The sequence below is a fragment of the Aeromonas sp. 75A genome, assembly GCF_051919425.1.
GTDB classification, from domain to species: domain Bacteria; phylum Pseudomonadota; class Gammaproteobacteria; order Enterobacterales; family Aeromonadaceae; genus Aeromonas; species Aeromonas veronii.
Genome location: NZ_JBQBES010000002.1, coordinates 2,239,495 through 2,263,063, shown reverse-complemented (window position 1 = coordinate 2,263,063; position 23,569 = coordinate 2,239,495). Strand labels below are relative to the sequence as shown.

Annotated in this window: 23 protein-coding genes; 11 read left to right on the top strand and 12 right to left on the bottom strand. The window is 61.4% G+C overall.

Annotated elements, in window-relative coordinates; translation table 11 throughout:
* Window positions 1-194: 194 nt before the first annotated feature.
* Window positions 195-668, top strand: a complete 474-nt coding sequence (gene greB / locus ACTG2T_RS10390) for a transcription elongation factor GreB (protein ID WP_005340627.1) — start codon at window positions 195-197, stop codon at window positions 666-668.
* A gap of 190 nt (window positions 669-858) precedes the next feature.
* Window positions 859-3,168 carry a Tex family protein gene (locus ACTG2T_RS10385; RefSeq protein WP_330125268.1) on the top strand — a complete coding sequence of 770 codons (2,310 nt, stop codon included), beginning with the start codon at window positions 859-861 and terminating at the stop codon, window positions 3,166-3,168.
* A 70-nt stretch (window positions 3,169-3,238) separates the two neighbouring features.
* On the opposite strand, the gene ACTG2T_RS10380 is transcribed toward ACTG2T_RS10385, so the two are convergent.
* The 4 genes from ACTG2T_RS10380 to bioH all read right to left on the bottom strand — a co-directional run bounded on the left by ACTG2T_RS10380 (window position 3,239) and on the right by bioH (window position 5,441).
* Window positions 3,239-3,517, bottom strand: coding sequence for a hypothetical protein (locus ACTG2T_RS10380; RefSeq protein WP_005355353.1), 279 nt, complete (start codon window positions 3,515-3,517; stop codon window positions 3,239-3,241).
* Window positions 3,518-3,602: 85 nt separating this feature from the next.
* Window positions 3,603-4,370 (bottom strand): putative metalloprotease CJM1_0395 family protein, encoded by a 768-nt coding sequence (locus ACTG2T_RS10375; RefSeq protein ID WP_330125269.1) that lies wholly within the window; start codon window positions 4,368-4,370, stop codon window positions 3,603-3,605.
* A gap of 1 nt (window position 4,371) precedes the next feature.
* The gene (locus tag ACTG2T_RS10370; protein ID WP_005356862.1) at window positions 4,372-4,605 is read right to left on the bottom strand and encodes a flagellar basal body rod C-terminal domain-containing protein; all 234 of its coding nucleotides are present in this window, start codon (window positions 4,603-4,605) and stop codon (window positions 4,372-4,374) included.
* A 71-nt stretch (window positions 4,606-4,676) separates the two neighbouring features.
* Window positions 4,677-5,441, bottom strand: coding sequence for a pimeloyl-ACP methyl ester esterase BioH (gene bioH / locus ACTG2T_RS10365; RefSeq protein ID WP_330125270.1), 765 nt, complete (start codon window positions 5,439-5,441; stop codon window positions 4,677-4,679).
* Between the two features lie 38 nt (window positions 5,442-5,479).
* Here bioH and ACTG2T_RS10360 point away from each other — a divergent pair, with 38 nt between their 5' ends.
* Together ACTG2T_RS10360 and nfuA are read left to right on the top strand one after the other, a co-directional pair.
* A complete protein-coding gene (locus ACTG2T_RS10360; protein ID WP_330125271.1) occupies window positions 5,480-6,208 on the top strand; it encodes a ComF family protein in 729 nt (242 codons plus the stop codon).
* Between the two features lie 80 nt (window positions 6,209-6,288).
* Complete coding sequence (gene nfuA / locus ACTG2T_RS10355) at window positions 6,289-6,867, top strand: Fe-S biogenesis protein NfuA (protein WP_005340636.1); 579 nt, start codon at window positions 6,289-6,291, stop codon at window positions 6,865-6,867.
* Between the two features lie 69 nt (window positions 6,868-6,936).
* On the opposite strand, the gene gpsA is transcribed toward nfuA, so the two are convergent.
* From gpsA to ACTG2T_RS10340, 3 genes are read right to left on the bottom strand one after another with little or no spacing between them, the layout of a single operon-like run.
* Complete coding sequence (gene gpsA, locus ACTG2T_RS10350; protein ID WP_019445045.1) at window positions 6,937-7,941, bottom strand: NAD(P)H-dependent glycerol-3-phosphate dehydrogenase; 1,005 nt, start codon at window positions 7,939-7,941, stop codon at window positions 6,937-6,939.
* A 2-nt stretch (window positions 7,942-7,943) separates the two neighbouring features.
* Entirely contained in the window at window positions 7,944-8,414 is a 471-nt protein-coding gene (gene secB, locus ACTG2T_RS10345; RefSeq protein WP_042054222.1) for a protein-export chaperone SecB, read from the bottom strand.
* A gap of 50 nt (window positions 8,415-8,464) precedes the next feature.
* Window positions 8,465-8,896 carry a rhodanese-like domain-containing protein gene (locus ACTG2T_RS10340; protein WP_005340640.1) on the bottom strand — a complete coding sequence of 144 codons (432 nt, stop codon included), beginning with the start codon at window positions 8,894-8,896 and terminating at the stop codon, window positions 8,465-8,467.
* 246 nt (window positions 8,897-9,142) lie between these two features.
* Here ACTG2T_RS10340 and gpmM point away from each other — a divergent pair, with 246 nt between their 5' ends.
* Together gpmM and envC are read left to right on the top strand one after the other, a co-directional pair.
* Window positions 9,143-10,672, top strand: a complete 1,530-nt coding sequence (gpmM, locus tag ACTG2T_RS10335) for a 2,3-bisphosphoglycerate-independent phosphoglycerate mutase (protein WP_005356867.1) — start codon at window positions 9,143-9,145, stop codon at window positions 10,670-10,672.
* Between the two features lie 9 nt (window positions 10,673-10,681).
* Entirely contained in the window at window positions 10,682-12,034 is a 1,353-nt protein-coding gene (gene envC, locus ACTG2T_RS10330; protein ID WP_330125272.1) for a murein hydrolase activator EnvC, read from the top strand.
* 133 nt (window positions 12,035-12,167) lie between these two features.
* Here envC and ACTG2T_RS10325 read toward each other — a convergent pair whose 3' ends face one another.
* Window positions 12,168-12,818 carry a Qnr family pentapeptide repeat protein gene (locus tag ACTG2T_RS10325; protein ID WP_330125273.1) on the bottom strand — a complete coding sequence of 217 codons (651 nt, stop codon included), beginning with the start codon at window positions 12,816-12,818 and terminating at the stop codon, window positions 12,168-12,170.
* Between the two features lie 89 nt (window positions 12,819-12,907).
* Here ACTG2T_RS10325 and ACTG2T_RS10320 point away from each other — a divergent pair, with 89 nt between their 5' ends.
* A complete protein-coding gene (locus ACTG2T_RS10320; RefSeq protein ID WP_005355407.1) occupies window positions 12,908-13,915 on the top strand; it encodes a substrate-binding domain-containing protein in 1,008 nt (335 codons plus the stop codon).
* 113 nt (window positions 13,916-14,028) lie between these two features.
* Window positions 14,029-14,418, top strand: coding sequence for a nuclear transport factor 2 family protein (locus ACTG2T_RS10315; RefSeq protein WP_330125274.1), 390 nt, complete (start codon window positions 14,029-14,031; stop codon window positions 14,416-14,418).
* Here the strand turns inward: ACTG2T_RS10315 and ACTG2T_RS10310 are convergent.
* From ACTG2T_RS10310 to ACTG2T_RS10295, 4 genes are all read right to left on the bottom strand, one after another.
* Window positions 14,407-15,099, bottom strand: coding sequence for a helix-turn-helix domain-containing protein (locus ACTG2T_RS10310; protein WP_236297650.1), 693 nt, complete (start codon window positions 15,097-15,099; stop codon window positions 14,407-14,409). The genes ACTG2T_RS10315 and ACTG2T_RS10310 overlap by 12 nt on opposite strands.
* 139 nt (window positions 15,100-15,238) lie before the next feature.
* The gene (locus ACTG2T_RS10305; protein WP_033115605.1) at window positions 15,239-15,880 is read right to left on the bottom strand and encodes a bifunctional 4-hydroxy-2-oxoglutarate aldolase/2-dehydro-3-deoxy-phosphogluconate aldolase; all 642 of its coding nucleotides are present in this window, start codon (window positions 15,878-15,880) and stop codon (window positions 15,239-15,241) included.
* A gap of 9 nt (window positions 15,881-15,889) precedes the next feature.
* Window positions 15,890-17,686: a phosphogluconate dehydratase gene (gene edd, locus ACTG2T_RS10300; RefSeq protein WP_021230776.1), complete on the bottom strand. Its 1,797-nt coding sequence runs from the start codon at window positions 17,684-17,686 to the stop codon at window positions 15,890-15,892.
* Window positions 17,683-18,192 (bottom strand): gluconokinase, encoded by a 510-nt coding sequence (locus tag ACTG2T_RS10295; RefSeq protein WP_005340649.1) that lies wholly within the window; start codon window positions 18,190-18,192, stop codon window positions 17,683-17,685. Before ACTG2T_RS10295 ends, edd begins: the two co-directional genes overlap by 4 nt.
* Before the next feature lie 245 nt (window positions 18,193-18,437).
* Here ACTG2T_RS10295 and gntU point away from each other — a divergent pair, with 245 nt between their 5' ends.
* From gntU to recG, 3 genes are all read left to right on the top strand, one after another.
* The gene (gene gntU / locus ACTG2T_RS10290; protein ID WP_005355418.1) at window positions 18,438-19,778 is read left to right on the top strand and encodes a gluconate transporter; all 1,341 of its coding nucleotides are present in this window, start codon (window positions 18,438-18,440) and stop codon (window positions 19,776-19,778) included.
* Between the two features lie 150 nt (window positions 19,779-19,928).
* Window positions 19,929-21,278 carry a CDP-diacylglycerol--serine O-phosphatidyltransferase gene (gene pssA, locus ACTG2T_RS10285; RefSeq protein ID WP_005342654.1) on the top strand — a complete coding sequence of 450 codons (1,350 nt, stop codon included), beginning with the start codon at window positions 19,929-19,931 and terminating at the stop codon, window positions 21,276-21,278.
* A gap of 190 nt (window positions 21,279-21,468) precedes the next feature.
* Window positions 21,469-23,538, top strand: coding sequence for an ATP-dependent DNA helicase RecG (gene recG / locus ACTG2T_RS10280; RefSeq protein ID WP_204480654.1), 2,070 nt, complete (start codon window positions 21,469-21,471; stop codon window positions 23,536-23,538).
* Window positions 23,539-23,569 lie beyond the last annotated feature (31 nt).

The window sequence follows — 23,569 nt, the reverse complement described above, 5'->3', positions numbered from 1 at the left end:
AGCAAAGCACAAATATGTTACCGGTTATTACCCATCCCGAGAGCGTGACGGCCATCAAGTCACCGCGATGGCCATCCACTCCCTGAATGGCGCCAACCGAGCCATCACGATTTCCCTCGACAGCAAGAGGACAAAAGCTAATATTCCCGAGCAGTTAGCGATGAATACCCCTCTTTGACCAGGTCCGCATCACCATGAAGACAAAGCTGATCACCCGCGAAGGCTACAACAAGCTGAAAGAAGAGCTCGATTTCCTCTGGCGTCAGGAGCGCCCCGAGGTAACCAGAAAGGTGGCATGGGCCGCCAGCCTGGGGGATCGCAGCGAAAATGCCGACTACCAGTACAACAAGAAGCGGCTGCGGGAGATCGACCGGCGGGTGCGCTACCTGCGCAAATGCCTCGAAGAGCTGGGAATCGTCGACTATGCCCCCGCGCAGGAGGGCAAGGTCTTCTTCGGCGCCTGGGTCGAGGTGGAAAACGATGAGGGCGAGACCAAGCGCTTTCGCATCGTCGGCTATGACGAGATCTTCGAGCGCAAGGATTACATCTCCATCGACTCCCCCATGGCCCGCGCCCTGCTCAAGAAAGAGGTCGGTGATGAGGCCATCGTCCGTACGCCAGTTGGTGACGTCTGCTGGTATATCAACGAGATAAGCTACCCCAAATAGCCGGACTGCTTGCCACAGGCACATCCTGAGTCACAGGTGCAATGGCAAGATACGCGCCCTCCCTGCGACTTTATCAGTCTGACGGGTGCAGACCTCGGCGCAGGGTGGCATCCCGCAACACGACCCCATATAGTGCTCACACTTGGCGCCTGATGGCGCGGACTCGACCACAGAGGCCCTCAACAACATCATGATGCAAACCATAGAGAGACAGATTGCCGGTGAGCTCAATGCTCGCCCGGAGCAGGTGCAGGCCGCAGTACGCCTGCTGGATGAAGGCTCGACCGTGCCCTTTATCGCCCGTTACCGTAAAGAGGTGACCGGCGGTCTGGACGACAGCCAGCTACGTACTCTGGAGAGCCGCCTCGGCTATCTGCGTGAACTGGAAGATCGCCGTCAGGTGATCATTCGCTCCATCGAAGAGCAGGGCAAACTGACCCCCGAGCTGATGCGCGAATTGAATGGCGCCGACAGCAAGACCCGACTGGAAGACCTCTACCTCCCCTACAAGCCCAAGCGCCGCACCAAGGGGCAGATGGCGATCGAAGCCGGGTTGGAGCCGCTTGCCAACCTGCTGCTCAGCGACCCGATGCAGGATCCCGAGCAAGCTGCAGCCACCTTCCTCAATCCCGAACAGGGCATTGCCGACAGCAAGGCTGCCCTCGACGGCGCCCGCTATATCCTGATGGAGCGCTTCGCCGAGCAGGCCGACCTGCTGGAGAAGTTGCGCGACTACCTGTGGCAAAATGCCACCCTGCGCGCCCGCGTGGTGGCAGGCAAGGAGCAGGAAGGGGCCAAGTTCAAGGACTATTTCGAACACGACGAACCACTGCACAAGGCCCCCTCCCACCGGGTGCTGGCCATGCTGCGCGGCCGCAATGAGGGGATCCTCAATCTGGCGCTGGTCACCGGTGACGACGAGAGTGCCAGCCCCTGCGAAGGGATCATTGCCCACCACCTCAAGCTCAATCTGCAGAACCGCCCGGCCGACAAATGGCTGCAGGGGGTAGTGAGCTGGACCTGGAAGATCAAGTTGTCGCTTCAGATGGAGACCGAGCTGATCGGTCGCATCCGCGAGTCGGCAGAGGAGGAGGCGATCAAGGTGTTCGCCATGAACCTCAAGGATCTGCTGATGGCGGCCCCGGCCGGCATGCGCTGTACCATGGGGCTGGATCCGGGCATCCGCACCGGGGTCAAGGTTGCCGTGGTGGATGCCACCGGCAAGCTGGTCGATCACGCCACCATCTATCCGTTCGAACCGAAACGCCAGATTGATCAGAGCCTCAAGACCCTGAGCGAGCTGTGCCAAAAACACAAGGTCGAGCTCATCAGCATCGGCAACGGCACCGCCTCGCGAGAGACCGACCGGCTGGTAAGCGATCTGTTCGAGCGCTACCCCGCCGCCAAGGCGCAGAAGATAGTAGTCAGCGAAGCGGGGGCCTCGGTCTACTCCGCCTCCGAGCTCGCCTCCCAGGAATTCCCGGATCTCGATGTCTCGATCCGTGGCGCCGTCTCCATCGCCCGCCGCCTGCAAGACCCGTTGGCCGAACTGGTCAAAATCGACCCCAAGAGCATCGGGGTGGGCCAGTATCAGCACGACGTCGGCCAGAGCCAGCTGGCCCGCCGACTGGATGCCGTGGTTGAGGATTGCGTGAACGCGGTCGGGGTCGATGTGAACACCGCCTCGGTCGCCCTGCTCAACCGGGTTTCCGGCCTCTCCCAGACGTTGGCCCAGAACATCGTCGCCTATCGGGATGAGCACGGCGCCTTCAAGAGCCGTCAGCAGTTGCTGAAAGTGAGCCGACTCGGCCCCAAAGCCTTCGAACAGTGCGCCGGCTTCCTGCGCATTCGCGGCGGCAGCAATCCCCTCGACAGCTCAGCGGTACACCCGGAGTCCTATCCGGTCGTGGAGCGGATCCTCGCCAAGCTGGAGCAGACCGTGGAGAGCCTGCTCGGCAACAGCAGCCTGCTGCGCAGCCTGAAACCGGCCGATTACACCGATGAGCAATTCGGCGTACCTACCGTCACCGACATCATCGGCGAGCTTGACAAGCCGGGCCGCGACCCGCGCCCCGAGTTCAAAACCGCGACCTTCAAGGAAGGTGTGGAGCAGATCAGCGACCTGGTGCCAGAGATGGTACTGGAAGGTGTAGTCACCAACGTCACCAACTTCGGCGCCTTCGTCGATATCGGTGTTCATCAGGACGGTCTGGTGCACATCTCCTCCCTGACCGACCGTTTCGTCAAGGATCCCCGTGAGGTGGTCAAGGCGGGCGACATTGTGCGGGTCAAGGTGCTGGAAGTGGACGCCCCGCGCAAGCGGATCAGTCTGACCATGCGCCTCGACGAAAAGGCAGGGCAACCCGCCCGCAAGCCGGCTGAAGCGCGCAACAGCAGTGCTGGCAACACCAAGCCAAGAAATGAGCCGCGGCAAAGCGCCCCTATGGGTGGCGCCATGGGCAACGCCTTCGCGGCGGCGCTCTCCAAAGCGAAAAAGTAACGAAACCGTCCGGAACGCCTCTGAATGCAAAAAGCCCCGCAAGGGGCTTTTTTACACGCGAAGCTCAGGATCACTGCGTCAGGGCAGCAAGAATGCTCTCGGGCTCTCCATGCTGGGCCAGCACCTCCCGCAGTCGGTTGAATGCCTTGCAGGCCTCTTGCGGATACTTGCCGTAAGAGACGACGCCGGTGTGGCTCCAGCCAGCCGCCAGCATCACTTTCTTCTTGAAACTGGTTCCTTCAGTTCCCCCTCCTCCGAGCTGCATTAGAAATTGCTCCATCTGCAGGTGGGGGGGCGGTACACGGGAGAAGGTGGTGAAATCTTCCGCTTTGACTTCATCGAAATGCATGACAGCTCCTGTGAAATTGGAATGGGCCTGATCTTCAGGTTAGTTGCAAAACAGGCAAAGCAGCTGAAAGTTTGGTGAGCGTGATTCAGATATGCAGACTGAGGGACTGGGTCGAGGCCGGGCTGACAGCCTGTCGATAGTGGCCCGCGATAACGCTGTTGCGCTTGTCCATATAGGCACTCAGCACGCCGCCCGATTTTGCGCTCTGCTCGGCCATCAGCTCTTTGCGTGCCTTGGCCTCACTCGCGGCGGCGCTGCGCGCGACGGCCAGATCCTGCGCGGAAGGCTCGGCAGGCGCCAGCGCTGCAGTACGGATCTGCTGCATCTTGGCGATGGTAGCGGCAGGGTCACCGGGTACGACACTGGTATCGATCTGGACTTCGCCACCCGTCGCATAACGCTTGCCATCCGGCCCTTGCGTAAACTGATAGGTGGGCGAGCTGGCGTACTCTCCACCCGCAGACTGGTGCGCCTGCTCGTGAGTGCGCACCTCCTTGTCACGCTCGACAAGATCCTGAACCTGCTGCTCTTGCCGCTGTTGCTGCTCCTGCTGTTTGGGATCCTGCTGCTTGCGCTGACCATCCTCACCGGTTGCCTCGACAAAGCGATTATCTGGCAGTGTCGTCGGCGCCGGTTGCCCGGTTTCACGGCTGTTCTGGGAGGTCTGATTGCTGGAGGTCTGACCGGCTTTGGATTTCTCTTTCTGGGAGCCGACTTCGGATTCGGCAACGGAGGCTTGACCCGCTCGGGCCTGCGGGATCAGTTCTGCCCGGCGATTATCCGTCCTCGCCGCTTCCACCTGGGGTTGCAGCTGTGTCGGGATAAGGGGAGGCAGACTGACATTGATGTTCATCTCACACCCGGATGTCGATCAGGGTTCCCATCATATCGCTGGCAGTCTGCACTACCTTGGCGGAAGCGCCAGCCTGTTGCTCGGCCACCTTGAGATTGACAAGCTCATCGGTCACTTGCACCTGATCCCCGCTGGGGGTGTTGAGGCGGGCGATCTGACCAGATGCCTTGTCGGCAATCTGCTCGGCTCGCTGAAATCCCTGAACCCCGCTGTTGAAAGCAGAATCAATACGCATGGTGTTACTCCTTTGGTCACAGCTTAATTATCCGCCAGACCAGAGGATTAATGAAGCTTGCAGGCTGTTTTTTAGCCAACAAAATCTCGAACAATTTCAATGAATTCGTCAGGATGGGAGATAAAAGGTGCGTGTGAGGCCTTATTAAGGGTCACGCTGCGGCTGGCAGGGTAGAGATCATCCAGCAGGGGAATGGCCGCCTTGGGTAGCAATGAATCCAGTCGGCCATAGATCCGCAACCAGGGCAGATCCAGATCCCGTAGCGGTTCGCGCAGGTCAATCTCGGCCAACAGCGTCAGTCCAGCCTCGAGTGCGGCAAACTCGGGCACCGGCCGCTCGGCCAGCCATTGGCGCAACTGACGGATATCGTCTCTGGCATGTTCGCTGCCCATGGCCTGGATCGCCAGAAAGCGCTCTATGGTCTGGCGAAAATCCCCCGCCAGCATCTGGTTGAAGCCGGTCAGTACCTTGGGGGCGATCCCCGGCCACTCATCACGGGCCATGAAACAGGGGGAGCTGGCCACGGTGATCAGGGAGTGCAGCCGCTCGGGATGCGTCAGCGCCAACTGGCTTGCCACCAGACCGCCGAGCGACCAGCCAAGCAGATGACTCTTCTGCGGCAAGATGGCGACCACCTGCTCGGCAAGCCAGGGCAGGCTGTAATCCACCTCGTCTGCCAGCAGGCTGTTGCCAAAGCCGGGCAAATCCACCAGATGAACCCGATAGTGAGACGCCAACTGTTGGGCAATGCCATGCCAGACCGCGCCGTTCATCCCCCAACCGTGCAACAGCACCAGATCGGGCCCCTGGCCAAACTGCTCTACCGATATGCTCATCTAGACTCAAGATCCCTGTTCATGCTCTTGGGGTCAGCATGTTAAAGCGACTGCTCGCTAAAGCAAGCCCGCTGCTCGGCAGCCACGGTGACTGGCAAGGGAGTTGCCTGCTCTGCCATCAGCCTTGCGACAACGAGCCCCTGCTCTGCAGCTGGTGTCGGCAGGCGTTGCATCAATCAGAGCCAAGATGCCGCCTCTGCGCCGCACCGCTGGCTGACTATATAGAAGAGAGCATACCGGTCTGTGGTCGCTGCCAGCGCAGACCTCCCCCCTGGGAGCGGTTGCAGGTGATCGGCGACTACCAAATCCCCTACCCCATGCTGATCCCCCGGCTTAAATATTCCGGCCATATCCTGCTGGCGCCGCTACTGGCACGCCTCTTGGCCGATCATCTGGATAGCCGCGAGCCGCCGGAGGCGATCATTCCGGTTCCCCTGCACTGGTGGCGGCAGTGGCGGCGCGGGTTCAATCAGGCGGAGGAGATCGCGCAAGCCCTTGGTGAGTTCACCGACATTCCCTGCGACAACACCCTGTTGCAGCGCATCAAGGCGACCCCGCAACAAACAACCCTGAGCGCCGGGCAGCGGCGGCGCAATCTGCGCGGGGCATTCCGGATCCGCCCCCACCACTATCGCCATGTCGCCCTGCTCGATGACGTTGTGACCACAGGCGCCACCGCTGGTCAGCTCAGCCGTTTGCTCCATGAGAGCGGCATCACAAAGGTGGAAGTGTGGGCGATCTGTCGTACCCTGCGGCACAGCAAGTAGCCATCGGCATGCTACCCAAGCATTAATAACCGCGTTATCATGAATACCCTAGTCGTACACTCAGGTTTATGAGGATAGTGATGATCAGCATTTCCGACGCCGCCCAGGCCCATTTCCGTAAACTGCTGGAAAAACAGCCTGATGGCACCAATATCCGGGTGTTTGTGGTCAATCCGGGAACCCAGAATGCCGAGTGTGGCGTATCGTATTGCCCACCCGATGCCGTGGACCCGGAAGATCAACACCTGCCCTTCAGCGGCTTCGACTGCATGGTCGATCCCCTGAGCGCCCCCTTCCTGGTGGATGCCACCATCGACTTCGTGACCGATCAGATGGGCTCCCAGCTCACCCTGAAAGCACCGAACGCCAAGATGCGTAAAGTGGCCGACGACGCGCCGCTGATCGAGCGCATCGAGTACGTGTTGATGTCCGAAGTGAACCCCATGCTGGCCGGTCACGGTGGCAAAGTCACCCTGGTCGAGCTGACTGAAGACAAACTGGCCATCCTGCAGTTTGGCGGTGGTTGCAACGGTTGCTCCATGGTCGATTACACCCTGAAAGAGGGAATCGAGAAGCAGCTGCTGGAGAAGTTCCCGGGTGAGCTCAACGGTGTGAAAGACGCCACCGAGCACCAGCGCGGCGACCACTCCTACTACTGATTTGCAGCCCTTGCAGCAAAGAAAAGGCCCCGCCATCTGGAGGGGCCTTTTGCATGGGCAATCGGCAGATTACTCGTCCTTCTTGTCTCGCGACAGCAGGGCGATGGCCGCCTCTTTCGGGTTCTTACCCTCGTAAAGCACCTTGAAGATCTGCTCGCAGATGGGCATCTCGACGCCGCAGCGGGCCGCCAGCAGATGCACCTCTTTGGTGTTGCGATACCCCTCCACCACCTGACCGATCTCGGTCATGGCGGTGTTCACATCCTTGCCAGCCCCGAGGGCCAGCCCGAAGCGACGGTTGCGCGACTGGTTGTCGGTACAGGTGAGCACCAGATCCCCGAGCCCCGCCATCCCCATAAAGGTTTTGGCATCGGCACCCAGCGCAGCCCCCAGACGCTGCATCTCCACCAGACCCCGGGTGATGAGCGCGGTTCTGGCATTGGCGCCAAACCCGAGCCCGTCGGAGAGACCGGCACCGATGGCGATGACGTTCTTCACCGCCCCACCCAGCTGTAGACCGACGAAGTCCGGATTGGTATAGACCCGGAACGAGCGGCCACAGTGCAGTAGGTGGGAGAGATCGTCGGCGAACTCGTCGTGAGTCGAGGCGACCGAGATGGCGGTCGGCAAACCGGCAGCCAGCTCCTTGGCGAAGGTGGGGCCGGAGATGACCGCCAGCGGCATCTCGTCACCCAGCACTTCACGAGCCACATCCTGCAGCAGACGGCCACTGTCCGGCTCCAGACCCTTGGTGGCCCAGGCGATACGGGTATCGGGGCGCAGGAAGGGCTTGATCCGGGTCAGCACATCGCCAAATACATGGCTCGGCACGACCAGCAGCAGCACGGGGGCAGCCTGTACCGCACGTTGCAGATCCGCAGTTAGCTGCAGATCGGCAGGAAAAGGGACATCAGGCAGAAAAGCCTTGTTGCAGCGGTCTTGTTCCAGCTCGGCGACATGAGCAGGGTCGTGACCCCACAGCAGGGTCGGATGACCGTTGCGCGCCAGAGAAATGGCAAGGGCGGAGCCATAAGACCCCGCCCCCAAGACCGAGATAGCGATCTGGTCAGCCATTATCAGGCTTCCGCAGTCGCCTGCTGGGCCTGTGCTTGCGCCATGTGCTGGGCAAACAGGGCATCGAAGTTGACCGGTGCCAGGTTCAGCTGCGGGAAGGAACCCTTGCTCACCATGTTGGCCACGGCTTCGCGGGCATACGGGAACAGGATGTTCGGGCAGAAGGCAGCCAGGCAGTGAGCCAGTTGCGGCTCCGGCAGGTTACCGATGGTGAAGATACCAGCTTGCTGTACTTCGCACAGGAAGGCGGTTTCGGTTTCCAGTTTGCAGGTTACGGTCAGGGTCAGCACAACCTCGTACACGCTCTCAGCCAGGATGTTGGTCTTGGTATCCATATCCAGCTTGACGTCCGGCTGCCACTCTTTCTGGAAGATGTGCGGGGTGTTCGGCGCTTCGAAAGAGACATCCTTGGTGTAAACACGCTGGATGTGGAATTCCGGTTGTACTTCCTGGTTGTTGATCTCGTCAGCCATTTCGTTTGATTCCTTGTTATATGGATAAGTGGGCTCAGGCCCTGCTTAAATCAGCGTTTCTTGGTTACCGGCAGATTTTCTGCACGCCATTGGGCCATGCCACCGCCGAGCACATAAACCTGCTTGAAGCCAGCTTTGCTCAGCTGACGGCCCGCGCCGCCCGCAGTCATTCCCGACTCGCACACCACTATGATGGGGGCATCTTTATGCTTTTCAACCGGGCCCAGATTATTGCTCTGGATCTGGGTCAGCGGCAGGTGCTGGGCACCGGCCAGATGGCCCTTGGCGTACTCTTCCTGACTGCGAATATCCACCACGGTGGCATTCTCGCGGTTGATCAGCAGGGTCGCGGTGTGATTGTTGACGGTTTTTACCGGTGACAAACGGGCACGCACAGTGGTGTAAACCAGGGTGCCAGCCAGACCCAACCAGGCTGCGGTCAGCAGCGGGTTACGGGCCGCAAAATCCAAATACTCTTGCATCTTCTACTATCCAGGGACCAAGACAAGGGCCCGAGTATACATGGGGGTATTGATAAGATCAGCCATCTTGGCGGCAAAGCGCGAGCAGGCTCCCATCATCATTGGGCAGCGAGCATGGCAGGAAAGGCGTGGCTTGCGGGGCCGCGGGAGCGCCCCTTGGCTATCAGGTGACTATTTCGGCAGATGTAGTAATATTACGCTAGTTTCATTTCCCGCATTTTTTCCAATCCGAGAGGACATAGTCTTATGTCAACAGCTAAGAAACCTTTGGTTCTGGTCATCATGGACGGTTGGGGCTACAGCACCAAGCAAGAGCACAACGCCGTCGCTGCCGCCAAGACTCCCAACCTCGACCGTCTGGCCCGTGACTACACCAGCACCCTGATCTCCGGCTCCGGTCTGGACGTCGGTCTGCCGGATGGCCAGATGGGCAACTCCGAAGTGGGCCACGTCAACATCGGTGCCGGTCGCATCGTCTATCAGGAGCTGACCCGCATCTCCAAAGACATCCAGGACGGCGAATTCTTCCAGAACGTCGAGCTGGCCAAGGCTGTTGACGCTGCCGTGACCAATGGCAAAGCCGTTCACATCATGGGCCTGATGTCTCCGGGTGGCGTACACAGCCACGAAGAGCACATCATGGGCATGATCGAAATGGCTGCCAAGCGTGGCGCAGAGAAGATCTATCTGCACGCCTTCCTGGATGGCCGTGACGTTCCGCCGCGCTCCGCTCAGTCCTCCATCGAGCTGTTCGATGCCCTGTTCGCCAAGCTGGGCAAGGGTCGTTTCGCCTCCATGATCGGCCGTTACTTCGCCATGGACCGTGACAACCGCTGGGATCGCGTGCAGCAAGCCTATGACCTGATGACCCAGGGCAAGGGCGAGTTCACCGCCGAGAGCGCCACCGAAGCACTGGCTGCCGCCTATGCTCGCGACGAGAACGACGAGTTCGTCAAAGCCACTCGCATCGGTGAAGCGGCACCGATGGAAGATGGCGATGCGCTGATTTTCATGAACTTCCGTGCCGACCGTGCCCGTGAAATCACCCGCGCCTTCGTTGACACAGACTTCACCGGCTTCGCCCGTGCAGTCGAGCCAAAGCTGAACTTCGTGATGCTGACCGAATACGCGGCCGACATCAAAACTGCCTGTGCCTACCCGCCGACCGCTCTGGTCAACACCCTGGGTGAGTGGCTGGCCAAGCAGGGCAAAACCCAGCTGCGCATCTCCGAAACAGAGAAGTATGCTCACGTCACCTTCTTCTTCAACGGTGGCGAAGAGTCCTGCTTCACCGGCGAAGATCGCGAGATCGTGGCCAGCCCGAAAGTGGCGACCTATGACCTGCAGCCGGAGATGAGCTCCGAAGAGCTGACCGACAAGCTGGTTGCCGCCATCAAGAGCGGCAAGTACGACGTCATCATCTGTAACTACCCGAATGGCGACATGGTTGGTCACACCGGTGTATTCGATGCCGCAGTCAAAGCGTGTGAAGCCGTTGACCACTGCATCGGTCGTGTCACCGACGCCCTGGCCGAAGTGGGTGGCGAGTGCCTGATCACTGCCGACCACGGCAACGCCGAGAAGATGCTGGACGAAGAGACTGGTCAGGCCCACACCGCCCACACCAATCTGCCGGTTCCGCTCATCTATTTCGGTCGCAAAGCCGAGGTAGTTGAAGGTGGCAAACTGTCCGATCTGGCCCCCACCATGCTGACCCTGATGGGTCTGCCGGTGCCGCCGGAAATGACTGGCAAGCCCCTGATGATTCTGAAATAATCCTTCCCCATGCGGGGATGCGAAGTTATTTCACAGAAAACCAGTCGCGTCGGCCTGTTGGCCGGCGCGCTGTTTTTTTGCCTGTCGATTGGCGCCAGCAAACCGGCTTTGGCCGCCAATCAGCAGCTGGGGACCATGCAGTCCCAGATCAAGGAACAACAGCAGACCATCAAGCTCAGCAAGCAGGAGCTTGCCAAGCTCAATACCCAGCTCAAGGCTGACGAGCAGGCCATCTCGGCCGCCGCCGCCAAACTCAACCAGACCAGGCAGCAGTTGAAGCAGAACCAGCAGACGCTGGCGACCCTGCAAAAAGACAAGCAGGGGCTGGAAGTTCAAGCCAAACATCAAAAGCAGTTGCTGGCCAAGCAGGCGGAAAGCGCCTTTCAAGCGGGTAACCACGACTACCTGAAACTGCTGCTCAATCAGCAGGATCCGGCCAAACTGAGCCGCTCACTCGACTACTACGACTACCTCAACAAGGCCCGCATCGAGGCCATCGACGCCCTGCGCGCCACCCGCGACAAGCTGGCGAAAAACCAGCAGGCAACCAAAGAGACCGAGACCAGACTGCAGACCCTGCTTGCCGAACAGCAAGAGCATCACCAGACCCTGCTGGCCAGCCAGCAGAGCCGGGCCAAGGTGCGCAACCAGTTGCAGCAGTCGGTACAGGATGACGAGCAGAAGCTCACCAAGCTGGTCAAGGCGGAGAAAGCGCTGAAAGCCCGGCTGGAAGAGCTGCGTCGCAAGCGGGAAGAGCAGGAGCGCCGTGAACGGGCCGAGCGGGAACGGCTGGCCAAGCTGAAAGCAGAGCAGGAGCGTCAGCGCAAGCTGGCCGAACAGCGCCGCGCCGAGCAACAACGACTCGCCGCCCAGCAGAATAAAACCGTCAAACCGGCAGAACCGGCCGAAGAGGTGGCCAGCAGCAAACCGGAGCGCGGCTCGGGCATCAGCAGTGCTGGCCACTATAGCGGCCTCAAGACCAATGGCAGCCTGCGCTGGCCGGTGCAGGGACCGATCCTCATCTCCTATGGCTCGCCCCGTACCGCCCAGCTCAAGTGGAAAGGCACCCTGATCGGCGCCAGCGAAGGAACCCAGGTCAAGGCGGTCGCACCGGGACAAGTGGTTTACGCCGACTGGCTCGACGGCTTCGGTATGCTGCTGGTGATCGACCACGGGAAGGGCTATATGAGCCTCTACGGTCACAATCAGTCGCTGCTGCGTCAGGTTGGCCAGAATGTGGAACAGGGTGAGCCGGTGGCGCTGGTCGGTGACAGTGGCGGTCAGGACAGACCGGGCCTCTACTTCGAAATTCGCTATCAGGGCGAGGCCATCAACCCGACCAAATGGCTGGCCAAGGGTTGAGTCAACCCGGCCGACAAACGCATCACACGCTCACTAGCAAAAGCCTGCCTCACGCAGGCTTTTGTCGTTTCAGGAGTACAGCAACCCGCTGTCACTCCCATTTGATGAAAAATTACCTAATTTTTCGCTCGGCTCAGGGGAAGACAACCAGACCGATCTGCTCCAGCAATGTCTGCTGCTGATCCTCGTTAATTTGCACCCCTTGCAGATCGACCCGGCGCAGATCCAGCCCTGGCAGATCGCACTGGCGCAGATCGCAGCCCTGCAGCTTGAAGCTGGTCCAGTCAATCTGGCCAAACTCGGAGCCGCTGAGATCGGAACCCGCCAGCGAAGCACCAAACAGGTTGGCCCCCTGCCAACGGTTGCCGGTCAGCTCGCACTTCTCCAGCAGGCAGCCCTCGAAGCTGGCGTAACTGAAGTTGTTGCCGGTCAGATGGGCCTCGCAGAAGTAGCTTTTGGCGGTGATCTGGTTGGCGAAGCTGGCGTGGCCGAAGTTGATACCGACCGCCTGACAGTCGCGCATCTCCAGCCCCAGACACTGGCTCCGGCTGCAATCGGCCATGGTGAGATCGCAGCGTAGAAAGCTGGCCTCGCGCAGATCGCAACCCTGCAACAGGCAGCCCCGTTCACTCTCCCGATCGTAGAAGCTGCAGTCGATGAAGCGGCTATCGCTCAGATCCAGCCAGGATAAGTTGCAGCCGATAAAGCGGCACTCCGAGAACTGCTCCCCCTCCACATCCTGTTGCTCGAACCGGACATCCACGAACTGCTTGCCTCTGATCATCGGAAAACTCCTGCAAAAACGGCTTCATATGCTGACTTTATCCGCCAAAAACGGTAATGTTACATGTAACATCCACGCTGGACACCCCTATGAGCCCCACCCGCAAGCGCCGCCCCACCCTGCAAGATATCGCCGACCAGACCGGCGTGACCAAGATGACTGTCAGCCGCTATCTGCGCGACCCACAGACCGTGGCGGAGGGGACCCGCGAGCGGATCGCGGCTGTGGTGGAAGAGCTGGGTTATATCCCCAACCGGGCGCCGGACATTCTCTCCAACGCGACCAGCAAGGCGATTGGCATCCTGATCCCCTCGCTTTCAAACCAGGTATTCTCGGCGGTAATCCATGGCATCGAGTCGGTGACCCGACCGGCTGGCTACCAGACCCTGCTTGCCCACTACGGCTACAGTCCGGAGAGAGAGGAAGAGCAGGTCGCGTCCCTGCTCTCCTATCACGTGGATGGGCTGATCCTCTCCGACAGCCAGCACACCGAACGCACCCGCAAAATGATCGCCACCGCCGGCATTCCGGTGGTGGAGACCATGGATCTGCCGCAAACCCCCATCGACATGGTGGTCGGCATGGACCATAGAGCCGCGGCCCGGGCCATGGTAACAGAGATGCTGCACCGGGGCCGACGCAAGGTGGTCTATCTGGGAGCGCGGCTCGACGTGCGTACCCAGCTGCGGATGGAGGGCTACTATCAGGCGATGACCGACTTCGGCCTCACCGGCCAGCATCTGCTGACCGAGCAATCCTCCAGCTTCACCCTGGGGGGTGAGTTGCTGGATCAGGCGCTGGTACGCTATCCCGACCTCGACGGCCTGTTCTGCACCAACGATGACCTGGCGGTGGGCGCCCTGCTGCAGTGTCAGGCCAAGTGGATCCCGGTGCCGCAGCAGATCGCCATCGCCGGTTGCAACGCCCTCGACATCGGCCACGCCATGACCCCCAAGCTGGCCAGTATCGCCACCCCGCGGGAAGCGATAGGTCGGGAGGCGGCCACCATGCTGCTGGCACGTCTCAACGGCCAATCCCAACCCGACACCCGCAAGGATATCGGCTTCTCCCTCTATGTCGGGGAGAGTCTGGGCTGACCCCCAGCCATCATGGCGTGTTTACCCGCTATGATGGCGCATCCTGCAACCTCTTATCACCATCCTCTGCTCTATGCTGGCCCGGCATTACAGCCACATTTCAGGAGCAGATAATGAACAACACCGAACGATTGCGAACCTGCCTGCAGCGCGTTGTCTGCGATCCTCGTTTTACCCTGGCCGAGCTCGACCAGTGGTTCACCCTGGACTACTGCCAACAGGTGAATGGCGAGCAGCTCGGCTACGCCGCCTTTCGCCAGCACATTGCGACTCTGAGAGATCATCTGGCCGAAGCCACCATCGAGTTTATCGCCACAATCGCGCAAGGGGACAAGGTGCACTCGACCCATGTGGTGCGAGCTACCCGCCACGATGGCGCCCCACTGGTCTGCAAGGTGAGCGGCCTCTTCACCTTTCGCGACGGCAAGATCTGCCAGACCGACGAGGTGACCTGCCTGCTGAGCGGCAGCAAGCAGGATGCCGACATAGGTTCACGACGCTGAGTCACGCCGGGCGAAGCGCTGGAGCGCGCGGGAGAAGGCGGCGGGATCTTCGTAACCGAGCAGGTCGGCAATCTGCACCGATGTGAACCCCTGATACTGCAACTGACGGGCCCGCCCCATCACCACCTGCTCGCGCCACTGGCGGAAGGTACAACCCAGCTGCTGGAGGAAAAGCCGGTTGAGGGTGCGCAGCGAAGCGCCGCAATCCATGGCCAGCTCGGCAAGCATGGTGTTGATTGAGGGTGCCTGACAGAAACGCTCCAGCACCCGCAGCAGGCGCGGGTCGAGGTTGGCCGCCAGCGCAGGCTGGGCTGCTTGCGGAGCAGCTCGCACCAACTCGTGGCCAATCACTGTCAGATAGGCCTCCTGCTCGGCCCCCTCCTCCAAATCGATCAGGCGGGCAAAGAGTCCAGCCAGCAGCGGCGTTACCTGCCGCAGACCAAAAGGGGCTGATGCGGACGAATCGGTATAGATAAGCGACAGACGAGAGTGGCGCAGCACGCGAAACTCGTGCTCCCAGCCCGCCGGAATAAAGCAGAGCTGGCCGGCAACCAGCAGCTCGCTGGCAGCACCGCCGGTGATAACGCCGCCACCTTCTTGCATGTAGCAATACTGGGCCTGCGGATGGCAGTGCAGCGGAGTGAAGTGCCCTTGCGGGCAGGAGCGATGGAGAAAGGACATATCGGCCAGCCGGATAAGAAACCGACCACGACCATAAGGGAGCAGACGGCACCCTGTAAATGGCTTTTCCGCTGTCAAAATGGCCAAAAGAAGCAGGCCACCCGAGGGTGGCCTGTTTGGTTTTCTGCACAACTGATGCTTAGCGTTTAACCAGCTCAACCGCTTCGCGGGAGAGGCGAGTTACCTCCTCCCAGTTGCCGCTCTTGACCGCATCGGCCGGCAGCATCCAGGAGCCGCCGACGGTGGCGACGCACTTGAGCGCCAGATAGTCGGCCACGTTTTTCGGGCCGATACCGCCGGTCGGGCAGAACTTCACCTGGGGCAACGGCGCGGCAATGGCGGAAAGCGCCTTGGTGCCGCCGTTCGCTTCGGCCGGGAAAAACTTCAGATGGTCATAGCCCGCTTCCAGCGCCTGCATCACTTCAGACGGAGTTGCCACGCCCGGGATCAGCGGTGCAGTGCTCTTGGCCGCGTGGGCCAGCAGGGCTGGGGTCATCCCCGGAGAGATGACGAAGCGGGCACCGGCAGCAACGGCGGCGTCAAACTGCGCGCAGTTGAGCACGGTACCGGCACCGACCATGGCATCCGGCATCGCCTTGGCGATGAGGGCAATGGCATCGAGCGCCACCGGGGTGCGCAGGGTGATTTCGAAGACAGAGATGCCGCCGTCGAGCAGCGCCTTGGCCATCGGCAGGGCCTGATCCAGCTCGTTGATAACCATCACAGGTACCAGGGGGGAGGCGGCAAACACCTCGGCCGGGGTCACTTTCCAGTTCTGCATAGCTCTTCCTTAGTCAAAGATGGTAGCGCCACACTCGGCGCTCGATACCGCGCGACGCATCACGCTGAACAGTTCACGACCCCACCCCTCTTGTTCCAGAGTGAGGTCAATCTCGGCCTGGGTACGGCCACTCAAATCAGTCAGGCAGTCGAGGCTGCCGTTTACCGCGTCAACCCGCAGCAGGTCGCCATCGGCCAGCAGGCCGATGGCCCCGCCGTGCAGCGCTTCCGGGGTGACGTGGATGGCAGCCGGGATCTTGCCGGAGGCACCGGAGAGGCGGCCATCTGTGACCAGCGCCACCTTGTAACCCGCCTTCTGCAGGTTGCCGAGCACCGGCATCAGCTTGTGCAGCTCCGGCATGCCGTTGGCGGCCGGGCCATTGTGGCGCACCACGATCACGGCGTCCTGATTGAGATCACCCGCCTTGTAGGCCGCTTCCACCGCATGCTGGGAGGAGAAGACCCGCGCTGGCGCTTCAATCACCCGATACTCGGGAGCCACGGCGGAGACCTTGACCACGGCGCGGCCCAGATTGCCCGCCAGCAGCTTGGTACCGCCGGTGGCCTGGAACACGCTGCCGGAAGGTGACAGCACGCTGGCATCGCCGCTCTCGCCGACCGGCTGCCATACCAGCTGGCCATCGACCAGTGCCGGACGGCTGAGGTAATCCTGCATCTCGCCAAAGACCGGAGTGGCGTCCATGTGGATCAGCCCCTCTTGCGCCAGACGGCGCATCAGGCCGGGCACGCCGCCTGCCTGTTCGAAGGCGTTCACGTCGGCCGGGCCGTTCGGGTACATGCGAACCAGCAGCGGCACCACGTCGGAGAGATCGCTGATGTCATCCCAGGTCAGTACCAGACCGGCCGCGCGGGCCAGCGCCACCATGTGGATGCTGTGGTTGGTGCTGCCGCCGGAGGCGAGCAGGGCCACCAGACCGTTGACCAGCGAGCGCTCATCCAGCACCTCGCTCAGCGGGCGATAGGCCGGGGAACCCGGGATCATGGCGCTGATGCGGCGGGCCGCTTCGGCGGTCAGGGCGCGGCGCAGCTCGCTATGCGGGTGCACAAAAGCAGAACCCGGCAGCATCAGGCCCATGGCCTCGAATACCAGCTGGTTGGTGTTGGCGGTGCCGTAGAAGGTGCAGGTGCCTGCCGCGTGGTAGGCGCCGCACTCCATCTCCAGCAGGGCATCGCGACCCACTTCACCGGCGGCGTACTTCTGACGCACCTTCACCTTCTCGTCATTGCTGATGCCGCTCGCCATCGGGCCAGCAGGAACAAACGCCGTCGGCAGGTGGGCGTGGGAGAGGGCCCCCATGATCTGGCCCGGGGCGATCTTGTCGCAGATACCGAGCAGCAGGGTGGCATCGAAAGTGTTGTGAGAGAGCGACAGCGCGGTCGCCTGGGCGATCAGGTCGCGGGAGAAGAGGGACATGTCCATCCCCGGCTGACCCTGAGTCACGCCGTCGCACATGGCGGGCACGCCGCCAGCGACCTGGGCACTGTGGCCCAGCTCGGCCAGTACCGCCTTGATCTGATCCGGATAGCCCTGATAGGGCTGATGGGCGCTCAGCATGTCGTTGTAGGCGGTGACGATGCCGACGTTGGCGCGGGTCATATCGAGAATGCGACCCTTCTCGTCACTGCTGCAGGCGGCCACGGCGTGGGCCAGGTTGCCGCAGGCCAGCGCGGCACGGGTCTTGCCCTGCTCTGCCTGACGCTGGATACGGGCCAGAAATGCCTGACGACGGGCGACACTGCGCTCGCGGATGCGGGCGGTGACGTCGGAAATTACCTGATGAATCATTGGGCTTGCTCCAATGCTGTGACGGCGCGGTCAACCACCTGTTCGAAGGTGCCGTCGATATCGATGTGGAATACACCGGCTTCGCCATCCGGGCGCTCCAGAGTATCGAACTGACTTTGTACCATGCTTTCACGCATGAAGTGGCCCTTGCGGGCACGCATCCGCTCGAGGATCAGCGGCTGGCTGCCATCGAGGAAGATGAAGCTGACCGACTCGTTGCCTTCGCGGATCTGGTCACGGTACTTCTTTTTGAGGGCGGAACAGACAATGATGCCGGTCTCGTTCTTCTGCTCGAGACTGTAGGCGGCGTCGCGGATCCGCTCCAGCCAGGGGGCACGATCCTCATCGTTGAGGGGGTTGCCGCCAGCCATCTTCTGGATGTTGGCCTTGGGGTGCAGGTCATCACCATCGATGAACTTGGCGCCCAGCGCTTCGGCCACTTTCAGACCCACGCTGGATTTGCCGCTACCACACACACCCATCACGATAATGCACTTACCCGCCATAATTTGACCTCTGTCCCACTTTTCAAAAAACCAGCTGTTGATGGGTTCTAATCTAACACGTTACCGGTAACATGTTACCGGTAACGATTGAAAATGTGAAGTCTGCCACAGACTGAGCAAACCCATAGTCACCTGGGCATATGATGTTGAGCCCTTGCCATAAATCTAAATAAATCATAAAGATATGGTTTGCCGACGGATCGGCAAGGTGTCACAACTGAACTTGGAAAAAGGAACGCATAACAATGTCTGACCTCTCCCTGATCATGACAGCCGCCGGCTCGATTGTGCTGCTGCTCTTCCTGGTGATGAAGGCCCGGCTCCACGCCGTGGTAGCCCTGATCCTGGTCTCCATGGTGGCGGGTCTCGCTGCTGGCATGAACCCGGCCGATATCGCCAACACCATCCAGAAAGGGATGGGTGGCACCCTCGGTTTCGTCGCGGTAGTGGTGGCGCTGGGCGCCATGTTTGGCAAGGTGATGGAAGTGACCGGTGCCCTCGACCGGGTAGCCCACACCCTGCTCGGCAAGTTCGGCGTCAAGCGCGCCAACTGGGCCATGGCCCTGACCGGCTTTGTCTGCGCCCTGCCGCTCTTCTTTGACGTAGCCGTGGTGCTGCTGATCGGCGTCGCCTTCGCCATCGTCCGTCGTGGCGGCGGCAGCGTGGTGAAGATCGGTATCGCCCTGCTGGCCGGTATCGCCACCTGTCAGGCGTTCCTTATTCCGGCGCCGGGCCCGATTCTGGTGGCATCCCAGCTGGGTGCCGACTTCGGCTACATGATCCTGTTCGGCCTGATCGCCGCCGTACCGGCGCTGATCCTGGCTGGCCCGCTGTTCGGTGACTTCATCAGCAAGATCGTCGATGTGCCGCTGCCTGCCGATGCCCAGAACAGCGTCCACGATGACAGCAAATCCCTGCCCTCCTTCGGGCTGGCCATGGGCCTCATCGGTCTGCCGCTGCTGCTGATCGGCCTCAAGACCATCGTCGGTCGCTTCGTCGAGGCGGGCTCCACCCTGCACAACTGGCTGGAGTTCATCGGTCACCCCTTCACCGCCATCATGGTCGCCTGTCTGGCTGCCTTCTATCTGTTGGGTATTCGCCGCGGCATGTCCCGTGACGAGGTGATGAGCGTCTGCAACAGCGCCATCCAGCCGGCGGGCGTCATCATTCTGGTTACCGGTGCAGGTGGCGTGTTCAAGCAGGTGCTGGTTGATTCCGGTGTGGGTGCCGCCCTTGGCAACATGCTGGCCGATTCCGGTCTGCCCATCGTCGCGCTGGCCTTCATTCTGGCCGCTGCGGTGCGGGTGATTCAGGGTTCCGCCACCGTCGCCATGCTGACCGCCTGTGGTCTGGTGCTGCCGATGCTGGAGCCGCTCGGCCTGAACGGTGCCCAGCTGGCTGCCGTCACCATCGCCATCGGCGGCGGTGCCATCGTGCTCTCCCACGTCAACGACTCCGGTTTCTGGCTGGCGAACCGCTACCTCGGCCTGACCGAGAAGCAGACCCTGCAGACCTGGACCGTGATGGAAACCATCATCGGCACCACTGGCGGCGTGATGGCGATGATCATCTACAGCTTCCTCTGACAAGGGCTAAATGCTGACAAAAAGGCCTCACTCGTGAGGCCTTTTTCATCTTTCTGATGATTCTTTCTTTGGCTGAGAGGGCGAGATTGCTAGAATCGCCTATTCATCGCTCCGAGTGGAACGCTTAACCCCGTGATTTCAGGTTTATCTATGCATTCATCGGCCCATTATCGACAACTGCTGGCGCGCCTGCCCCAGATCGCCGTCGCAGCGGATCAGTTTGAAGTGCTCTATAGCGCCCAGGATTTCAAACGCCGCATTCTTGCGCTTATCGCCAGTGCCACCCGGCGCATCTATCTGGTCGCGCTCTATCTGCAGGATGACGAAGCGGGCCGGGAGATCCTCTCCGCCCTCTACGCCGCCAAGCAGCGCAATCCGGCCCTCGACATCAAGCTGTTCGTCGACTTCCACCGTGCCCAGCGCGGCCTGATCGGCAAGGGCAAGCAGGGCGGCAACCACCTGATGTATCAGGCCATGGCTGCCGAACACGAGCACCAGATCGAAATCTACGGCGTGCCGGTCAAAGGGCGCGAGCTGCTCGGCGTGCTCCACCTCAAGGGCTTCATCTTCGATGATGTGGTGCTCTACTCCGGCGCCAGCCTCAACGACATCTACCTGCATCAGCAGGATCGCTACCGCTTCGATCGCTATCACCAGATTACCAGCCCGGAGCTGGCCCGCAGCATGGTCAACTACGTGGATGATCTGTTCGTGAAGAGCGACGCGGTGCAGCGACTGGATCACAGCGACATCCCCAGCGCCAAACAGCTGAAGGGGCCGATCCGCCGCTTCAAGCAGAACCTGCGCCAGAGCCAGTACCGCTTCAGCACCATGCCGGTCAACACTCAGGAGGTGGCCGTCACCCCCATGGTGGGTCTGGGCAAGCGCAACAATCAGCTCAACCTGATGATCCGCAATCTGGTGCGTGCCACCGAGCGGGAGATCTTCATCTGCACCCCTTACTTCAACCCGCCCAAGGAGTTGAGCAAGGATATCGAGGATCTGCTGCAGCGCGGCTGCAAAGTCACCATCGTAGTGGGCGACAAGACCGCCAACGACTTCTTCATTCCGCCGGAAGAGAAGTTCTCCACCATCGGTGGCCTGCCCTATCTCTACGAGACCAACCTGCGCAAGTTTGCCGAGCGCAACCAGCGCCACATCGACGACGGTCGCCTCAACCTGATGCTCTGGTGTTGTGAGCGCAACTCCTACCATCTCAAGGGGATCTTCGTGGATGACGAGTGGGCCCTGCTCACCGGCAACAACCTCAACCCCCGCGCCTGGGCGCTGGATCTGGAGAACGGCCTGCTGGTGCACGATCGTCGCCACCTGCTGCGTCCCCAGTTCAACGCGGAGCGGGAGAACATCCTGACCAACACCAAGCGGATCAGTCACTTCGATCAGGTGGAACAGATCCAGGACTACCCGGAACAGGTGCGCAAGCTGCTGGGACGGATCCACAGGGTCAAGGCCCACCTGCTGCTCAAACGCATCATCTGACCTTGGGCGCCATGCGCCCGCACCTTGCCTGTTGGCAGCCGCACAAAGGCCTCCCGTTTTCGGCAGGCCTTTGTTATATCCGCCGTTTCCCCCACCTTGGCGGCCCTGCCAGCAGCAACTCGGCTTGCATCGGCCCCGCAACAACCCCTATCATCTGGACATATTTACAGTGTTTTCGGGCATCTAATTGATGAAATTGGATAAAATTCCTCTCGATAGCCTCAAGGGTGTCGGCAGCAAGATGCTGGAGAAGCTCGAGCGGCTGGGGCTGGCCACGGTACAGGATCTGCTGTTCCACCTCCCCCTGCGCTACGAGGACCGCACCCAGGTATGGCCCATCGGCGATCTGCCGCCCGGCCTTCACGGCGCAGTCGAGGGCGAAATCCAGGACACTCAGCTGGTGATGGGGCGCCGCCGCATGATGGTCTGTCGCATCAGCGATGGCACCGGCACCCTCACCCTGCGCTTTTTCAACTTCACCGCCGCCCAGAAAAACAGTCTGGCGGCGGGCCGCCTGATCCGCTGCTTTGGCGAGGTGCGCCCCGGCAAGTACGGACTGGAGATGGCTCACCCCGAGTACAAGCTGCTCGGCGAGGAGCAGGCCGGCCAGACCGAAGAGGCGCTCACCCCCGTCTACCCGACCACCGAAGGACTGCGCCAGCTCACCCTGCGCAACCTCACCGATCAGGCGCTGGCTCAACTCGACCTGTACGGGGTGGAGGAGCTGCTGCCTGCTGGCCTCTATCCCCACCAGATTGAACTGGCCGCCGCCCTGCGCCTGTTGCACCGTCCGCCCCCCTCGGTGGCACTACCACTGCTGGAAAGCGGCCAGCATCCGGCCCAGCAGCGACTGGTACTGGAGGAGCTGCTGGCGCACAACCTCTCGGTCTTGAAGGTGCGTGCTCAGGCACAAACCCAGCTGGCTCGCGCCCTCAAACCGGCGCCCGAGCTGGTCGAACAGCTGCTCGGCGCCCTGCCGTTCAAGCCCACCGGCGCCCAGAGCCGGGTGGTGGCCGAGATAAGCAAGGATCTGCAACAGAGTCACCCCATGATGCGGCTGGTGCAGGGTGACGTAGGCTCCGGCAAGACCCTGGTCGCGGCGCTGGCGGCCCTGCAGGCCATCGGCAACGGCTGTCAGGTGGGGCTGATGGCGCCGACCGAGCTGCTGGCGGAACAGCACGCCATCAACTTTGCCAAGTGGCTGGAGCCGCTCGGCATTGGAGTCGGCTGGCTGGCGGGCAAACAGAAAGGCAAGGCGCGGGAAGAGTCGCTGGCCGCCATCGCCGATGGCAGCGTCAAGATGGTGGTGGGCACCCACGCCATCTTTCAGGAGCTGGTGGTGTTCCAGCGCCTCGCCTTGGTCATCATCGATGAACAGCACAGATTCGGGGTGCATCAGCGCCTAGCCCTGCGCGAGAAAGGGGAGCGGGAAGGGGTACATCCCCATCAGCTCATCATGACCGCCACCCCCATCCCTCGCACCCTGGCGATGACCGCCTATGCCGACCTCGACACCTCGATCATCGACGAACTGCCGCCGGGCCGAACCCCCATCACCACGGTGGCGCTGCCCGACAGCCGTCGCGGCGACGTGATCGAGCGGGTCAAGCTCGCCTGCACCGAGGGCAAGCAGGCCTACTGGGTCTGCACCCTGATCGAGGAGTCGGAGGTGCTGGAGTGCCAGGCCGCCGAGGATACCGCTGCCGAGCTGCAGACCCTGCTGCCCGGCCTGCATATCGGGCTGGTGCACGGCCGGATGCGTCCGGTCGAGAAACAGCGGGTGATGGAGGAGTTCAAGGCGGGCATACTGCAACTGCTGGTCGCCACCACCGTCATCGAGGTGGGGGTGGATGTGCCCAACGCCAGCCTGATGATCATCGAGAACCCGGAACGGCTCGGGCTGGCGCAGTTGCACCAGCTGCGCGGCCGGGTTGGCCGGGGGGCGGTGGCCTCACACTGCGTGCTGCTCTATCATGCCCCCTTGTCCAAGACGGCCCAGAGCCGGCTCGGGGTGCTGCGGGAGACCAACGACGGCTTCCAGATCGCCCAGCGCGATCTGGAACTGCGCGGCCCGGGGGAACTGCTCGGCACCCGCCAGACCGGTCTGGCCGATCTCAAGATCGCCGATCTGGTGCGGGATCAGCCGCTTATTCCACAGGTGCAGAAGATGGCTCGCTTCCTCATGGATAGGCACCCGAGTCATGTCGAACCCTTGATTCGCCGTTGGCTCGGTCTGCGAGACCACTACTCAAACGCCTGACAACACATCCCAAAACAGGAGGAAAGCAACC

Coding starts and splice junctions, on each gene's coding strand:
- greB (WP_005340627.1), top strand. CDS start 195: ATGAAGACAAAGCTGATCACCCGCGAAGGCTACAACAAGCTGAAAGAA.
- ACTG2T_RS10385 (WP_330125268.1), top strand. CDS start 859: ATGATGCAAACCATAGAGAGACAGATTGCCGGTGAGCTCAATGCTCGC.
- ACTG2T_RS10380 (WP_005355353.1), bottom strand. CDS start 3,517: ATGCATTTCGATGAAGTCAAAGCGGAAGATTTCACCACCTTCTCCCGT.
- ACTG2T_RS10375 (WP_330125269.1), bottom strand. CDS start 4,370: ATGAACATCAATGTCAGTCTGCCTCCCCTTATCCCGACACAGCTGCAA.
- ACTG2T_RS10370 (WP_005356862.1), bottom strand. CDS start 4,605: ATGCGTATTGATTCTGCTTTCAACAGCGGGGTTCAGGGATTTCAGCGA.
- bioH (WP_330125270.1), bottom strand. CDS start 5,441: ATGAGCATATCGGTAGAGCAGTTTGGCCAGGGGCCCGATCTGGTGCTG.
- ACTG2T_RS10360 (WP_330125271.1), top strand. CDS start 5,480: ATGTTAAAGCGACTGCTCGCTAAAGCAAGCCCGCTGCTCGGCAGCCAC.
- nfuA (WP_005340636.1), top strand. CDS start 6,289: ATGATCAGCATTTCCGACGCCGCCCAGGCCCATTTCCGTAAACTGCTG.
- gpsA (WP_019445045.1), bottom strand. CDS start 7,941: ATGGCTGACCAGATCGCTATCTCGGTCTTGGGGGCGGGGTCTTATGGC.
- secB (WP_042054222.1), bottom strand. CDS start 8,414: ATGGCTGACGAGATCAACAACCAGGAAGTACAACCGGAATTCCACATC.
- ACTG2T_RS10340 (WP_005340640.1), bottom strand. CDS start 8,896: ATGCAAGAGTATTTGGATTTTGCGGCCCGTAACCCGCTGCTGACCGCA.
- gpmM (WP_005356867.1), top strand. CDS start 9,143: ATGTCAACAGCTAAGAAACCTTTGGTTCTGGTCATCATGGACGGTTGG.
- envC (WP_330125272.1), top strand. CDS start 10,682: ATGCGGGGATGCGAAGTTATTTCACAGAAAACCAGTCGCGTCGGCCTG.
- ACTG2T_RS10325 (WP_330125273.1), bottom strand. CDS start 12,818: ATGATCAGAGGCAAGCAGTTCGTGGATGTCCGGTTCGAGCAACAGGAT.
- ACTG2T_RS10320 (WP_005355407.1), top strand. CDS start 12,908: ATGAGCCCCACCCGCAAGCGCCGCCCCACCCTGCAAGATATCGCCGAC.
- ACTG2T_RS10315 (WP_330125274.1), top strand. CDS start 14,029: ATGAACAACACCGAACGATTGCGAACCTGCCTGCAGCGCGTTGTCTGC.
- ACTG2T_RS10310 (WP_236297650.1), bottom strand. CDS start 15,099: ATGTCCTTTCTCCATCGCTCCTGCCCGCAAGGGCACTTCACTCCGCTG.
- ACTG2T_RS10305 (WP_033115605.1), bottom strand. CDS start 15,880: ATGCAGAACTGGAAAGTGACCCCGGCCGAGGTGTTTGCCGCCTCCCCC.
- edd (WP_021230776.1), bottom strand. CDS start 17,686: ATGATTCATCAGGTAATTTCCGACGTCACCGCCCGCATCCGCGAGCGC.
- ACTG2T_RS10295 (WP_005340649.1), bottom strand. CDS start 18,192: ATGGCGGGTAAGTGCATTATCGTGATGGGTGTGTGTGGTAGCGGCAAA.
- gntU (WP_005355418.1), top strand. CDS start 18,438: ATGTCTGACCTCTCCCTGATCATGACAGCCGCCGGCTCGATTGTGCTG.
- pssA (WP_005342654.1), top strand. CDS start 19,929: ATGCATTCATCGGCCCATTATCGACAACTGCTGGCGCGCCTGCCCCAG.
- recG (WP_204480654.1), top strand. CDS start 21,469: ATGAAATTGGATAAAATTCCTCTCGATAGCCTCAAGGGTGTCGGCAGC.